The sequence below is a fragment of the Pseudomonas oryzihabitans genome (genome assembly GCF_014522265.1).
Classification (GTDB): Bacteria; Pseudomonadota; Gammaproteobacteria; order Pseudomonadales; family Pseudomonadaceae; genus Chryseomonas; species Chryseomonas aestiva.
Window position 1 is genome coordinate 4,729,831 of record NZ_CP017024.1, and the last position, 13,502, is coordinate 4,743,332.

Below are 13,502 nucleotides of genomic sequence, written 5' to 3' on the forward strand. Positions count from 1 at the left end.
ACCGGGCTGGCGATCCAGGTGTTTTTCAACGAAGCATCACAGAGCGCAGGCACTTTTCGTACTGGACCTAACGGACAAGAGGATGAGGAAGGCGCCTGCCAGCGCCGCCAGGGAGGCGCCGGCAAAGGCGGCAAGGGCGCCGGACACCTGCCAGGCATAGCCAGCATACAGCGCGCCCAGCGCCCCGCCAGCCCCGGAAAGTGCCGCGTAGAGCGATTGGGCCTGGCCCTGGCGGCGGCGGTCGAAATGAGATTGCACGAACTGGATGGCGGCGGCGTGGAAGCAGGCGAAGGTGGCCGCATGCAGGAGCTGGGCGAACAACAGCACTGGCAACTGGTCGGCCAGGGTGCCCAGCAGCAGCCAGCGCCCGGCGGCGATCAGAAAGGCGCCGACCAGCAGGGTGTTGAGCGCCAGCCGCGCCAGTAGTTGCGGCATCACCAGGAAGATCAGCACCTCGGCGACCACGCCCAGCGACCAGAGCTGACCGATGACGCCGCGGCCATAACCGAGTTCTTCCAGATGCAGGGTGAAGACCGTGTAGTAAGGGCCGTGGGACAGCTGCATCAGCGCCGCGGCAGCGAAGAAGGCCAGCACCCGCGGCTGGCGCAGGGTCGTCAGGAAGGGCTCGGCCGGCGCCTCGGGCCGCTGGCCTGGATCGACCTTGACCCCTGGCACCGCCAGTGAGGCCAGCAGGATGATCGCCATCACCAGCAGCAGATAGGCCGGATAGAGATCCAGGCTGACGTATTCGAAGGCCCAGCCGAGCCCCGCCACCGCGGCGATGAAGCCGATGGAGCCCCAGAGGCGGATGCGCGCATAGCGCTGTGGCTGGTCGCGCAAATGGGCCAGGGTGATGGCTTCGAACTGGGGCAGCACCGCGTGCCAGAAGAAGGCATGGCCGGCCATGATCAGCGCCAGCCAGGCGAAGCCCTGGCCGAGGTAGATACCGGAAAAGCACAGCAGGGTGCAGGCGGCGCCGAGGCGGACGATGCTCAGCCGGCGGCCGGTGCGATCGGCCAGCCAGCCCCAGAGGTTGGGCGCCAGTACCCGCATCAGCATGGGGATGGCCACCAGCTGGCCGATGGCGGTGCCGGAAAAGCCCAGGTGGTGGAAGTACAGCCCCAGGTAGGGCGCCGTGGCCCCCAGCAGCGCGAAGTAGGCGAAGTAGAAGCCCGACAGCCGCCAATAGGGAACCGGCATCGTCCGTCCGCGGATCAGAGTTGCGGCAGGGTGGGCGTGTGCACTTTCACCTCGGCGTTCTGCGCGCGGTGACGCAGCAGGTGATCCATCAGCACCAGGGCCATCATCGCCTCGGCAATGGGCGTGGCGCGGATGCCCACGCAGGGATCGTGGCGACCCTTGGTGATGATATCCACCGGATTGCCATGGACGTCGATGGAGCGCCCCGGAGTGGTGATGCTGGACGTGGCCTTCAGCGCCAGGTGGGCGACGAGGGGCTGACCGGACGAGATGCCGCCCAGCACGCCACCGGCGTTGTTGGACAGGAAGCCCTCCGGGGTCAGCTCGTCACGGTGCTCGGTGCCGCGCTGGGCAACGCTGGCGAAGCCGGCGCCGATCTCGACGCCCTTCACCGCATTGATGCTCATCAGCGCATAGGCCAGTTCGGCGTCGAGGCGGTCGAAGATCGGCTCGCCGAGGCCCGGCGGCACGCCGTCGGCGACCACGGTGATGCGCGCGCCCACCGAATCCTGATCGCGGCGCAGCTGGTCCATGTAGGCCTCCAGCTCCGGTACCCGGTCCGGATCGGGGCTGAAGAAGGCGTTCTCTTCCACGCTGTCCCAGGTCTTGAAGGGGATCTCGATGGGGCCCAGCTGACTCATGTAGCCACGCACCCGGATGCCCTGGGTGGCCAGGTACTTCTTGGCGATGGCGCCGGCCGCGACGCGCATGGCGGTTTCCCGCGCCGAGCTGCGACCGCCGCCGCGGTAGTCGCGCAGGCCATACTTGTGGTGGTAGGCGTAGTCAGCATGGGCCGGGCGGAACAGGTCCTTGATCGCCGAGTAGTCCTTGGACTTCTGGTCGGTGTTGCGGATCAGCAGGCCGATGGGGGTACCGGTGGTGACGCCCTCGAAGACCCCGGAGAGGATCTCCACCTCGTCCGCTTCCTGGCGCTGGGTGGTGTGGCGGCTGGTGCCGGGCTTGCGCCGATCCAGGTCACGCTGCAGGTCGGCGATGTCCAGGGGCAGTCCGGGTGGGCAACCGTCGACGATGGCGACCAGCGCCGGGCCATGGCTTTCGCCGGCGGTGGTGACGGTAAACAGCGTGCCGAGGGTATTGCCGGACATGCGAGGGCTCCGCGCTACGGGTGAAAGGTATGGATTCAAATTGGCAATGGGCGATTTTACACGCGCCGTGGTCTTTTACACGGATTGTGTGCGGGATAGGCCCCCACACCCCAGCTCTCCGGTGCCCTTCCTGCCATGCGTCTGCTGTTCTCCCTGCTGCTGTGCCTCGCCCTGCCCGCCCTCGCCACGGCGGCCGATCCCGTGCTCTACCGCCCCCTCCAGCTCGACACCGGCAGCGGCGTGCTCAAGGGCAGTCTGATCCTGCCCCGCAGCGAGCGTCCGCAACCGGTGGTGCTCTTCGTTTCCGGCTCGGGCCCCATCGACCGCAATGGCAACGCCCCCGGCGCCCGCAATGCCGCCCTGCAGCGTCTGGCCGAGGCCCTGGGCCGGCAGCGGATCGCCAGCGTGCGCTTCGACAAGCGCGGGGTGGCCGAGAGTCGCGGCGCCGAGCCGGACGAGAGTCGTCTCAGCGTGGAGCGCTATGTCGACGACCTGGTCGGCTGGATCCGGCTGCTGCGCGCCGATCCGCGCTTTTCCAAGGTGATCCTGCTCGGTCACAGCGAAGGCGCCCTGATCGCCAGCCTGGCCGGCGACCGGGTGCCGGTCGCCGGCGTGGTCACCCTGGCCGGCAGTGGCCGGCCCATCGACGTGGTGCTGCGCGAGCAGCTGGCCGGCAAGCTGTCGCCCGCCGGCCTGGCCAGCGCCCAGTGGATCATCGACCAGTTGCTGCGCGGCACGCCGGTGCCCGAGGTGCCGAAGGAATTGCTGGTGCTGTTCCGTCCCAGCGTCCAGCCCTATCTGATCTCGCTGTTCCGCCAGAATCCGGCCAGGGCCTTTGCCGGCATCCACGCCCCGGCACTGATCGCCCAGGGTACCCATGACGTGCAGGTGGAGGTGGACGATGCCCGCGCCCTGCAGCGGGCCAAGCCGGATGCCGAACTGGCGATCATTCCCGGCATGAACCACGTGCTGCGCATCGCCCCGGCGGACATTCAGGCGCAACTGCCCACCTACGACAACCCCAACCTGCCGCTGGCCCGCGCGCTGGTCGAGCGCGTGAGCGCCTTCGTCGCGCGCTCAGGTTCCCCGCACCCTGGCCGATAAGCCGGCACAGGCGCCCAGGAGGCGCGCCAGCTGGAGTCCGCCCGTGGAAACCCCCGATCAAGCATCGCCGGCCGTCGAAGCCGTTCCCAATGAGCCCCATCCATGGGCCAGCCTGCCGCCGGAGCGCTTCCAGCTGCTGCGGCTGATGCCGCAGCCGGCGGATCGTCGGGTGGGCGTGCGCCCCCTGCGCTTCGTGCAACTCGGCCTGGTCGAGCGCCATGGCGACGAAGAAAGCCTGCTGCGGCTGACGGTGCAGATTCCCGGCCAGCTGCTGCACCGCGAGGTGAACGTGCTGGAGGTCTGGGTCGACCATCGCCTCGGCGAAATCCGCCTGGGCCCCGAACGCGGCCTGCAGATCGAGCCCGAGGAGCGCGGTCTGGGCCGCTTCCTGCTGGCCCGGGCGGCCGCCTGGGCGCGCTTGCGCTGGAACCACTACCGGGTGCAGGACCTGCCCCTGGCGCGCCGCGACGCACTCGACGAAGACAGCCGCAAGCGCCGCGACCACGTGCTCGGCGCCCAGGGCTTCACCGTCGAGACGGCGGCAGACGACGAGCGCCAGCAGCTCTGCCGGGCGGCCCGGGTCAGCCAGCTGCGCGAGGACTGGAATACCGACAAGGTGCAACTGCTGTCGCTGCTGGACGGCGCCACCCTGCTGGAGCAATGCGACCGGGTGATCGACGAGCGCGATGCCAGCCTGCGTCAGCTGGAAGACCGCATCGCCCTCTATCGTCGTGATGACATCTCTTTGAGATTCGCCATCGGTTGCCTGGCGGTGTTCTGCCTGTTCCAGGCCGCACTGCTGATCTGGATGGCGCTGCGCTGAGCGGTCTAGTGCCGCGCCAGGCGCCTTTCCCGATGACCTGTCGGCAGCGCCCAGACGCCACCCCTCGCCCGAGGCTTGCTCCCCCGGTGGACCCTGCTAACGTAGCCACCCGTTCGCATCCATCCGCTCGGAGTGTCCGCTGTTCATGGTCTCGCCTCTCCCGTTTCGCTCGCGCGCGCTGCTGCGCCTCGCCACTCTCGGCCTGCTGACCGCCCTCGCCGGCTGCCAGTACTTCGCCGAGGAGCCGTCGCCCCGCGGCCAGCCGCTACTCAAGGGCAGCCTGCCGCTGCGCGGTCTGGCGCAGACCGCCTCGGTGCGCCGCAATGCCGACGGCCAGCCGCTGATCGAGACCACCACCTTTCACGATGCCCTCTTCGCCCTCGGCTACGTCCACGCCAGCGAACGCCTGGCGCAGATGGTCGAGCTGCGCCTGCTGGCCCAGGGGCGGCTGGCCGAGGCCTACGGTGAAAGCCGCCTGGACAGCGACAGATTCATGCGTGCCGTGGACCTGCGCAAGGCCGCCCAGGTGGCCTACGGCAACGCCTCGCCGCGGATGAAGACCTTCTTCGAGGTCTATGCCCGGGGTGTCAATGCCTACCTCTATCGCGCCGGCGAGCGGGTCGCGCTGGATGGCCACGACTACCGCGCCGAATACTGGAAAGCCGAAGACAGCGCCCTGCTCTTCGAACTGCTCAACTTCGCCCAGGCGGTGGACCTGCGCAAGGAAACCGCGGCGCTGGCCCTGGCCGCCCAGGTCGGTCCCGAACGCCTGGCCTGGCTCTTGCCCACCTACCCCGACGAACCTCTACCGGAAGAAGAGACCGCCAAGTTGCGCGGCCTGAATCTGCGCGGCCAGCTGCCCGGACTCGACGCCCTGCTGCAGGTCCAGCGGCAATTGGCGGCGCTCGCCCCCTTCGGCGGCCCCACCGGTACCGCCTGGGCCGCCACCCCGGGCCATACCCGCAGCGGTCGCAGCCTGCTCGGCGTCGACAAGGTCAGCGCCTTTGCCGGCCAGTCGCCCTTCACCCTGGTGACCCTGAGGGCGCCGCGCTTCGAGGCCGTGGGCACCACCCTGCCCGGCCTGCCGCTGCTGCTCGACGGCTACAACGGCAAGCTGGCCTGGGGCGCCGCGACCCTGATGGGCGACAGTCAGGACCTCTACCTCGAACGCCTGCAGCGCCAGGGCGGTCGCCTGCAGGTGCAGAGCGGCGGCCAGTGGCAGCCGGCCGGCGAGCGGGTGGAGACCTTTTTCGTCCGCGGTGAAAAGCCGCGGCGCGAGACCCTCTACACCAGTCCGCGCGGTCCGCTGCTGAATCTGGCCCTGGCGCCGGACGCCAACGGCTACGGCCTGGCCCTGCGCAGCAGTCGCCTGGAAGCCGACAAGAGCCTGGACGCCCTCTTCGACCTCACCCGCGCCAAGGACGTGGAGCGCGCCTTCGAACTGGCTCGCGAGCTGCGCGCCAGTGACTGGAATCTGGTATTCGCCGATGCCGAGCATGTCGGCTGGCAGGTGACCGGCCGTTATCCCAATCGCCGCAGCGGCCTGGGGCTGCTGCCCTCGCCCGGCTGGGACGAGCGCTATGCCTGGGATGGCTACGCCGACCCCATGCTGCACCCCTACGATCAGGACCCGGCCCAGGGCTGGCTGGGCGCCGCCAACCAGCGCGTGGTGCCGCGTGGCTACGGCATGCAGCTGTCCAGCAACTGGTCGGGCCCCGAGCGCCAGGAGCGCCTGGCACAACTGGCCGGGCGCTCGGCGCGCCTCGATACCCGCGACGCCATGGCCCTGCAGCAGGACCAGACCACCACCCTGGCCGCCAAGCTCAAGACCCAGCTCGACGCCCCCGGCTTCGCCGCGCCACTGCGCCAGGCCATCGCCGCCCTGCCGGCCACCCAGCGCCAGCAGGCGGAAGAAGCCCTGCGCCGTCTGCAGGGCTTCGACGGTCGCCTGGCCGCCGGTTCCGCGGATGCGGCGCTCTACGAGGCCTTCTTGCAGGCCCTGGCCGAAAAGACCTTCGCCGATGAATTGGGGGCACCAGGAGCCCGGCCTGGCAGGCCTTCACCACCCTCAGCGACACCGGCTACAACGCCATCGTCGATCATCTCCTGGCCCGTGACGACAGCCCCTATTGGGATGACGTCAGCACGCCGGCCCGTGAAGACAAACCGGCGATCTTCGCCCTCGCGCTGGCCGGGGCCGTCGAAACCTGCGAGGCCAAGCTGGGTAGTGATCGCGCCGCCTGGCAGTGGGGCCGCTTGCACCGCCTGGATGGCAATGCCAGTGGCGGCGACGGCTCGACCCTGGACCTGACCGCCAGCCACTGGGGCGGCGATGACCAGGCCTGGCTGGCGCCGGCGCTGCGTCTGGTGGTGGACTTCGGCCTGGCCGAGCCCCTGCAGGCGAGCCAGGCCGGCACCCCGGGCAAGGGCTGGACCCGCGGCCAATACCAGAGCCTGCCGTTGCAACCGCAGAATCTGGAGCGCGTCTATGGCCGTGATCGCCTGCTGCTGATCCCGCAGAAGTAATCTTCCCCTGGCAACCCGTGACTTGGCGCGGGTTTTGCCCTTTCTCTGTCAGACCTCAGCCGGCGCCCCTCCTCCCGCCGCGCCGCGGACCGCCGCAGAGGCGCTGTCCGGCAAGCGCCGTGGCCGTGAGAGCGCCCGGTGATGGTGCCGTGCCTGTCACCAAAATGGTGCAGGCTCAAGCCGAGACGTCCACAGCGGTGCACAAAGCGGTGCCTGGACGTCCGTAGCCGCCGGAGACACCATGCCTGCCCAGCCTTCCCCCCACGCCGCGCATCTTTGGGTCGCGGGTTCGGATGCCCCGGAAAAGCCCGAGCTCAATCTGGGCTTCCTGCCCCTGAGCGATGCCGCCTCGCTGATCGTGGCGGCGACCCAGGGCTTTGGCGAACCCCATGGCCTGACACTCAATCTGCACCGCCAGCCCTCCTGGTCGGCGCTGCGCGACAACCTGCTCAATGGCCAGCTCGATGCCGCGCATTGCCTCTATGGCCTGGTCTATGGCGCCGAGCTCGGACTGGGCGGTGCCGCCGCCACGCCGATGGCGGTGCTCATGAGCCTGGCGCAGAACGGTCAGAGCCTCAACCTGGCCCGCAGCCTGACCCGGGAAGGCGTCCGGGATACGGCCTCCCTGGTCGAGCGGATTCGCCAGCCGGATGCCAGGCCGCTGACCCTGGCGCACACCTTTCCCACCGGCACCCATATCTTCTGGCTCTACTACTGGCTCGCCGCCCAGGGCATTCATCCCCTCAAGGACGTGCGTACCGCACTGGTGCCACCGCCGCAGATGCCCGAGCACCTGGCTGCCGGCCGAGTCGACGGCTTCTGCGTCGGCGAACCCTGGGGCGCTGCCGCCGTGGCGCGCGGCCAGGGCTTCACCCTGACCACCACCCAGGCCATCTGGCCGGACCACCCGGAAAAGGTGCTGGCCTGCACCGGCAGCTTCGCCGAGCGCTATCCCAACACCGCCCGGGCGCTGATCCGCACCCTGCTTGATGCCAGCCGCTTCATCGAGGAAAGTCGTGAGAATCGCCTGGGCACCGCCCAGCTGATCAGCGGCGCCGACTATGTGGATACCGATCCGGCGTTGCTCGCCCAGCGCTTTCTCGGTCACTACGAAGACGGCCTCGATGGCCACTGGGAGGACGAGCATCCCCTGGCCTTCCATCGCCAGGGCACGGTCAATCCGCCATACCTGTCCGACGGCCTCTGGTTCCTTACCCAGTTCCGCCGCTGGGGCTTGCTACGCGAGGAGCCGGATTACCTGGCCATCGCCGAGGCCGTGCAATGCACCGAACTGTACCAGCAGGCTGCCACCGACCTCGGTCTGGCGGTGCCGCCGACCCGGCGCAGCAGCACCCTGTTCGACGGTCGCATCTGGGACGGCAGCGATCCGGCCGGTTACGCCCGCAGCTTCGCCATCCACGCGCTCAGCGATCACTAGGGAGAACGACCTTGCGCATCTTGCTCATCGACGACACCCCCAAGCAGGTCGGCCGTCTCAAGGCCGCGCTGATCGAAGCCGGTTTCGAGGTCATCGAGGAATCCGGCCTGACCATCGACCTGCCCGCGCGCATCGAGGCCCTGCGGCCGGACGTCATCCTGTTCGACACCCAATCACCCGGTCGCGACGTCATGGAACAGGTCTGCCTGGTCACCCGCGACCGGCCACGCCCCATCGTCATGTTCACCGACGAGCACGACCCGGCGGTGATGCGCCGGGCCATCCAGTCCGGGGTCAGCGCCTACATCGTCGAGGGCATCCAGACCAGCCGCCTGCAGGCCATCATCGATGTGGCCCGCGCCCGTTTCGAGACCGACCAGGCCCTGCGCGCCGAACTCCAGGCCCGCGAGCAGCAGTTGCTGGAGCGCAAGAAGGTCGACCAGGCCAAGGGCCTGCTGATGAAGATGCGCGGTTGCAGCGAGGACGAGGCCTATACCCTGATGCGCCGCCAGGCCATGAGCAAGCAGCAGAAGCTGATCCAGGTGGCCGACCAGATCATCGCCATGAGCGAATTGCTCGGCTGAGACAGGCCGCGCGGACCAGTCAGATTTTTTCCTCGACAAGCGCAGCGACCTGCGGCTAATGTCCGCGGCAGGTCACCTCCTGTGACCCACGTCGCTCGGACGGTTCCGGGCGCTTACGTACTTCGAGGAACGCATGACTGATTCCAGTCCCGTGCGCCGCTTTGCGCGCATCGATCGCCTGCCCCCCTATGTCTTCAACATCACCGCCGAACTCAAGATGGCCGCGCGCCGTCGCGGTGAGGACATCATCGACCTGTCCATGGGCAATCCCGACGGTCCGACCCCGCCGCACATCGTCGAGAAGCTCTGCCAGGTCGCCCAGCGCGAGGACACCCACGGCTATTCCAGCTCCAAGGGCATTCCGCGTCTGCGTCGCGCCATCTCCCACTGGTATCGCGACCGTTATCAGGTGGAAATCGATGCCGACAGCGAAGCCATCGTCACCATAGGTTCCAAGGAAGGCCTGGCGCATCTGATGCTGGCCACCCTGGATGCCGGCGACACCGTGCTCGTGCCCAACCCAAGCTATCCGATCCACATCTACGGCGCGGTGATTGCCGGCGCCCAGGTGCGTTCGGTGCCCCTGGTGCAGGGCATGGACTTCTTCGCCGAACTGGAGCGGGCCATCCGCGAGAGCATTCCCAAGCCGAAGATGATGATCCTCGGCTTCCCCTCCAACCCCACCGCCCAGTGCGTGGAGCTGGATTTCTTCGAGCGCGTGGTGGAACTGGCCAAGCGCTACAACGTGCTGGTGGTGCACGACCTGGCCTATGCCGACATCGTCTTCGACGGCTGGCAGGCGCCCTCCATCATGCAGGTGCCCGGCGCCAAGGACATCGCGGTGGAATTCTTCACCCTGTCCAAGAGCTACAACATGGCCGGCTGGCGGATCGGCTTCATGGTCGGCAATCCCGAGCTGGTCGCCGCCCTGGCGCGGATCAAGAGCTATCACGACTACGGCACCTTCACCCCGCTGCAGGTGGCCGCCATCGCCGCCCTGGAGGGCGACCAGCAGTGCGTGCGCGACATCGCCCAGCAGTACCAGCAGCGCCGCGACGTGCTGGTGCGCGGCCTGCATGAAGCCGGCTGGATGGTCGAGAATCCCAAGGCGTCGATGTACGTCTGGGCCAGGATTCCCGAGCCCTATGCCCACCTGGGGTCGCTGGAATTCGCCAAGAAGCTGCTGGCCGAGGCCAAGGTCTGCGTCTCGCCGGGGTTGGGCTTCGGTGACTATGGCGACGACCATGTGCGCTTCGCCCTGATCGAGAACCAGGACCGCATCCGCCAGGCGGTGCGCGGCATCAAGCAGATGTTCCGCGCCGACGGCCTGCTGCCCAAGGCGGCCCCGCGCAAATCCGGCGTCGAGCCGGCCTGAGTCTTCGCCGCGCCGTCGACTGGCGGCGCGGCGAATTCTTGTCAGTCCGGGTGTTCCAAGCTATAAGCGCCTAGTGCATCCCCAGGATATCGTCATGCTGAAAGGCCTGTTCAACCTGCTCAAATCGCCCTCCGCGGACGATCTCAAGCTGGCCGCGAGCATCAACAACTCCTACAAGTCCATGCGCGTGGTCGGCCGCGGCACCCTGCGCATCGATCCGGCGGAGGTCTTCGACTCCCCCGAATTCAAGGAAGACCTGGACCGCGCCCGGCGGCTCATCAACCGCTGATGTTCCTGCTGCTGCTCCTGCCGATCCTGGTCAGTGGCTTTCTCGTCTGCCACAAGCATCCGCTCTATTTCTATCGCCTGCATCGCTACGAGGGCCAGTACCTCTATCTGCAGAGCGCCCGTTTCGGGCTGTTCTGCACCCTGCTCGCCGTGATCCTGCACCTGGGCATCGCCCAAGTCCTGCAGGGCCGCCACTGGTCATGGGGCGCGCGAACCTTCTCTCTCGACTACTTCGCCGGTCTCGCCGAGCTGCTGCGCCGCACTGGCACCCTGGATGACCCGCTGCAGGCCGCCTGGATCCTGGTGGTGACGGTGACCGCCCTGCTGATCCCCGGCGCCTGGGCCGCGCTGGCGCGCTGGACCATCAAGCGCAAGTACGGCCTGAGCGAGGACAACTACCGTACCTTCATCCTCGCCGGGATCCTCAAGGACAGTCCGCTGGACGATCTGCTGATGACCGCCTCCATCAACAGGGAGACGCTGATGCTGACCCTGGAAGAGCGAAAGGTGTATGTCGGTCGTATCACTACCCTCGGCGAGCCTAGCGAAACGGAAGGGGCCGACCAGGACGTCTGCATCAAGCCGATCATGAGTGGCTACCGCGACAAGGACAAACTCTGGGTGACCTTCACCACCCACTATGCGGACAAGGGCAAGGACATCTACCTGACCCTGAAACAGAGCCAGATCGTCTCGGCGACGCGCTTCGATTTCGACGCCTACGAAGCGTTTCGCTCAAGCGTAAGCCGCACCTGATCTGGCTTCGCACGCTTTCTTCAGGGAACGTATGACTTTTTAGGCAGGTCCCATTTTGCAGGCGCGTTCACTGCCAGCCGGTGACGCCCTTCCCTTACTGCCAAGAAAATCAGGAGCACGTCCATGACGCCCATGCTGAAGAAAGCCTCCAGCCTGTCCCTCGCCATCCTGCTGGCTGCCGGTGCCGGTCTGGCCCAGGCCGCCGACAAGCTGTCTCCGGCCGAATTCGTCGACGACGCCTCGGCCAAGGGCATCGCCGAGATCGAGGCAGGCAAGCTGGCCCTGGAAAAGAGCCAGTCCCAGGACATCAAGACCTTCGCCCAGAGCATGATCGACGATCACACCAAGGCCAACGAGCAGCTCAAGAGCCTGGCCCAGGAGAAGAAGCTGAAAGTCTCCACCGACGCCGAGCTGATGGACAAGGCCAAGGCCATGATCCTGCAGGTGCGTGACGATTCCTTCGATCGCTCCTATGCCAACAACCAGGTCGTGGCCCATGAGCAGACCATCGAGATCTTCCGCAACGAAGCCAAGACCGGCGATGACGCCGCGCTCAAGGCCTTCGCCGAGAAGACCCTGCCGAAGCTGGAGCACCACCTCCAGGAAGCCAAGGCGCTGCAGACCAAGTACGCGAAGTAACAGCCAGGAGCGGCCGTATCGGCGTCCTGTCCTGCCCACCCGTTCGTGGCGTTGCAGGTAGTGCACCGAAGACGGACGGAAGGTATCGAGCACGTTATCGCGGCCATGGGCCGCTCCTACAGACGCTGCTGTACCCGTAGGAGCGGCCCATGGCCGCGATCCAACCTAGCCCATACTACCTCTTCACAAGCGCCAACAAGGGGCAACCTGTCGTGACGGCGCTCAATCCTTGTGCAGCGCTTTGACCGGTTCAGACGCTGCCAATATCGCGATCCCCGGCTAACACTGGGCTTGCGCAACTTGGCTTCGCTCTTGCAAAGACCTGGGTAGCGGTGGCCAACGGCGGTCACCTCAATCGACAAAGGCGTCAGTTCACCTCCCGGCAACGGGCAAGGGTGACTGGCGCCTTTTTCATGCCCGTGACGTGCCCGAGGTGCCTCCATGAGTCCCAGTTTCTGGAAAGCCGGCCATGCGCCGACCCTGTTCGCCGCCTTCCTCTACTTCGACCTGAGTTTCATGGTCTGGTACGTGCTCGGCCCCATGGCCGTGCAGATCGCCACCGACCTGCAGCTGACCACCCAGCAGCGCAGCATGATGGTGGCGACGCCCATCCTCGCCGGCGCTGTCCTGCGCCTGATCCTGGGCTTCGTCGCCGATCGACTGTCACCCAAGACCGCCGGCATCATCGGCCAGGTGGTGGTGATCCTGGCGCTGCTGGTGGCCTGGCAGCATGGCGTGCACAGCTATGAGCAGACCCTGGTGCTGGGCCTGTTCCTCGGCTTCGCCGGCGCCTCCTTCGCCGTTGCCCTGCCGCTGGCCTCCCAGTGGTATCCGCCGCAGCACCAGGGCAAGGCCCTGGGCATCGCCGGCGCGGGCAACTCGGGTACGGTGTTCGCCGCCCTCTTCGCCCCGGCACTGGCCAAGGCCTTTGGCTGGACCAACGTGTTCGGCTTCGCGCTGATCCCGCTGATCCTGACCCTGGTGGTCTTCGTGCTCTGCGCCCGCAACGCCCCGGAACGCCCGGCGCCGAAGAAGCTGGCGGACTATGGCCGCGCCCTGGGCGACCAGGACAGCTGGTGGTTCATGTTCTTCTACAGCGTGACCTTCGGCGGCTTCCTCGGCCTCGCCAGCACCCTGCCCGGCTACTTCCATGACCAGTACGCCCTGGAGCCGGTGGTTGCCGGCTACTACACCGCGGCCTGTGTCTTCGGTGGCAGCCTGATGCGGCCCCTGGGTGGCGCCCTGGCCGACCGCATCGGCGGCATCCGCGCGCTGCTCGGCATGTACACCGTCGCGGCCATCTGCATCGCCGCTGTGGGTTTCCACCTGCCCAGCGCCATGGCCGCCCTTGCGCTGTTCGTGGTCGCCATGCTCAGCCTGGGTGCTGGCAACGGCGCGGTGTTCCAGCTGGTCCCCCAGCGCTTCCGCAAGGAAATCGGCGTCATGACCGGACTGATTGGCATGGCGGGCGGCATCGGCGGCTTCGCCCTCACCGCCGGCCTGGGCGCGGTCAAACAGGCCACCGGCGACTATCAGCTGGGCCTCTGGCTGTTCGCTGCCCTCGGCGTGCTCGCCTGGTTCGGCCTGCTCAGCGTCAAGCGCCGCTGGCGCACCACCTGGGGCTCGGCGGCCGTCACCGCCGCGCGGGTCTGAGAGAAGTCCG

11 protein-coding genes and 1 pseudogene are annotated in these 13,502 nt (G+C 67.5%); 10 read left to right on the top strand and 2 right to left on the bottom strand.

Going from position 1 to position 13,502, the window contains the following annotated elements; translation table 11 throughout:
- Nucleotides 1-36: 36 nt before the first annotated feature.
- Entirely contained in the window at nucleotides 37-1,200 is a 1,164-nt protein-coding gene (locus BGI51_RS21845) for an MFS transporter (RefSeq protein ID WP_187979722.1), read from the bottom strand.
- A 14-nt stretch (nucleotides 1,201-1,214) separates the two neighbouring features.
- Complete coding sequence (gene aroC, locus BGI51_RS21850) at nucleotides 1,215-2,306, bottom strand: chorismate synthase (RefSeq protein WP_187979723.1); 1,092 nt, start codon at nucleotides 2,304-2,306, stop codon at nucleotides 1,215-1,217.
- A 135-nt stretch (nucleotides 2,307-2,441) separates the two neighbouring features.
- On the opposite strand from aroC, the gene BGI51_RS21855 reads away from it, so the two are divergent.
- From BGI51_RS21855 to BGI51_RS21900, 10 genes and pseudogenes are all read left to right on the top strand, one after another.
- Nucleotides 2,442-3,410, top strand: a complete 969-nt coding sequence (locus BGI51_RS21855) for an alpha/beta hydrolase (protein ID WP_187979724.1) — start codon at nucleotides 2,442-2,444, stop codon at nucleotides 3,408-3,410.
- 43 nt (nucleotides 3,411-3,453) lie between these two features.
- A complete protein-coding gene (locus BGI51_RS21860) occupies nucleotides 3,454-4,233 on the top strand; it encodes a hypothetical protein (RefSeq protein ID WP_187979725.1) in 780 nt (259 codons plus the stop codon).
- 145 nt (nucleotides 4,234-4,378) lie between these two features.
- Nucleotides 4,379-6,759: pseudogene (locus BGI51_RS21865) on the top strand (penicillin acylase family protein).
- 241 nt (nucleotides 6,760-7,000) lie between these two features.
- On the top strand, nucleotides 7,001-8,197 hold the full coding sequence (locus BGI51_RS21870) for a CmpA/NrtA family ABC transporter substrate-binding protein (protein ID WP_187979726.1): 1,197 nt from the start codon (nucleotides 7,001-7,003) through the stop codon (nucleotides 8,195-8,197).
- Nucleotides 8,198-8,208: 11 nt separating this feature from the next.
- Nucleotides 8,209-8,781 carry an ANTAR domain-containing response regulator gene (locus BGI51_RS21875; protein WP_027599890.1) on the top strand — a complete coding sequence of 191 codons (573 nt, stop codon included), beginning with the start codon at nucleotides 8,209-8,211 and terminating at the stop codon, nucleotides 8,779-8,781.
- Between the two features lie 133 nt (nucleotides 8,782-8,914).
- A complete protein-coding gene (alaC, locus tag BGI51_RS21880; protein ID WP_187979727.1) occupies nucleotides 8,915-10,156 on the top strand; it encodes an alanine transaminase in 1,242 nt (413 codons plus the stop codon).
- Between the two features lie 94 nt (nucleotides 10,157-10,250).
- Entirely contained in the window at nucleotides 10,251-10,445 is a 195-nt protein-coding gene (locus tag BGI51_RS21885) for a hypothetical protein (RefSeq protein ID WP_017642174.1), read from the top strand.
- Nucleotides 10,445-11,200, top strand: a complete 756-nt coding sequence (locus tag BGI51_RS21890) for a hypothetical protein (protein WP_133861156.1) — start codon at nucleotides 10,445-10,447, stop codon at nucleotides 11,198-11,200. The genes BGI51_RS21885 and BGI51_RS21890 overlap by 1 nt, the downstream gene beginning before the upstream one ends.
- A gap of 123 nt (nucleotides 11,201-11,323) precedes the next feature.
- Nucleotides 11,324-11,839, top strand: a complete 516-nt coding sequence (locus BGI51_RS21895) for a DUF4142 domain-containing protein (protein WP_017642172.1) — start codon at nucleotides 11,324-11,326, stop codon at nucleotides 11,837-11,839.
- Between the two features lie 441 nt (nucleotides 11,840-12,280).
- A complete protein-coding gene (locus BGI51_RS21900; protein WP_133861158.1) occupies nucleotides 12,281-13,492 on the top strand; it encodes a nitrate/nitrite transporter in 1,212 nt (403 codons plus the stop codon).
- The last annotated feature ends 10 nt before the right edge of the window (nucleotides 13,493-13,502 follow it).

What these genes read in the sequence shown, in the direction of transcription:
- BGI51_RS21845 (WP_187979722.1), bottom strand. Translation starts at nt 1,200, where the DNA reads ATGCCGGTTCCCTATTGGCGGCTGTCGGGCTTCTACTTCGCCTACTTC.
- aroC (WP_187979723.1), bottom strand. Translation starts at nt 2,306, where the DNA reads ATGTCCGGCAATACCCTCGGCACGCTGTTTACCGTCACCACCGCCGGC.
- BGI51_RS21855 (WP_187979724.1), top strand. Translation starts at nt 2,442, where the DNA reads ATGCGTCTGCTGTTCTCCCTGCTGCTGTGCCTCGCCCTGCCCGCCCTC.
- BGI51_RS21870 (WP_187979726.1), top strand. Translation starts at nt 7,001, where the DNA reads ATGCCTGCCCAGCCTTCCCCCCACGCCGCGCATCTTTGGGTCGCGGGT.
- alaC (WP_187979727.1), top strand. Translation starts at nt 8,915, where the DNA reads ATGACTGATTCCAGTCCCGTGCGCCGCTTTGCGCGCATCGATCGCCTG.
- BGI51_RS21885 (WP_017642174.1), top strand. Translation starts at nt 10,251, where the DNA reads ATGCTGAAAGGCCTGTTCAACCTGCTCAAATCGCCCTCCGCGGACGAT.
- BGI51_RS21890 (WP_133861156.1), top strand. Translation starts at nt 10,445, where the DNA reads ATGTTCCTGCTGCTGCTCCTGCCGATCCTGGTCAGTGGCTTTCTCGTC.
- BGI51_RS21895 (WP_017642172.1), top strand. Translation starts at nt 11,324, where the DNA reads ATGACGCCCATGCTGAAGAAAGCCTCCAGCCTGTCCCTCGCCATCCTG.
- BGI51_RS21900 (WP_133861158.1), top strand. Translation starts at nt 12,281, where the DNA reads ATGAGTCCCAGTTTCTGGAAAGCCGGCCATGCGCCGACCCTGTTCGCC.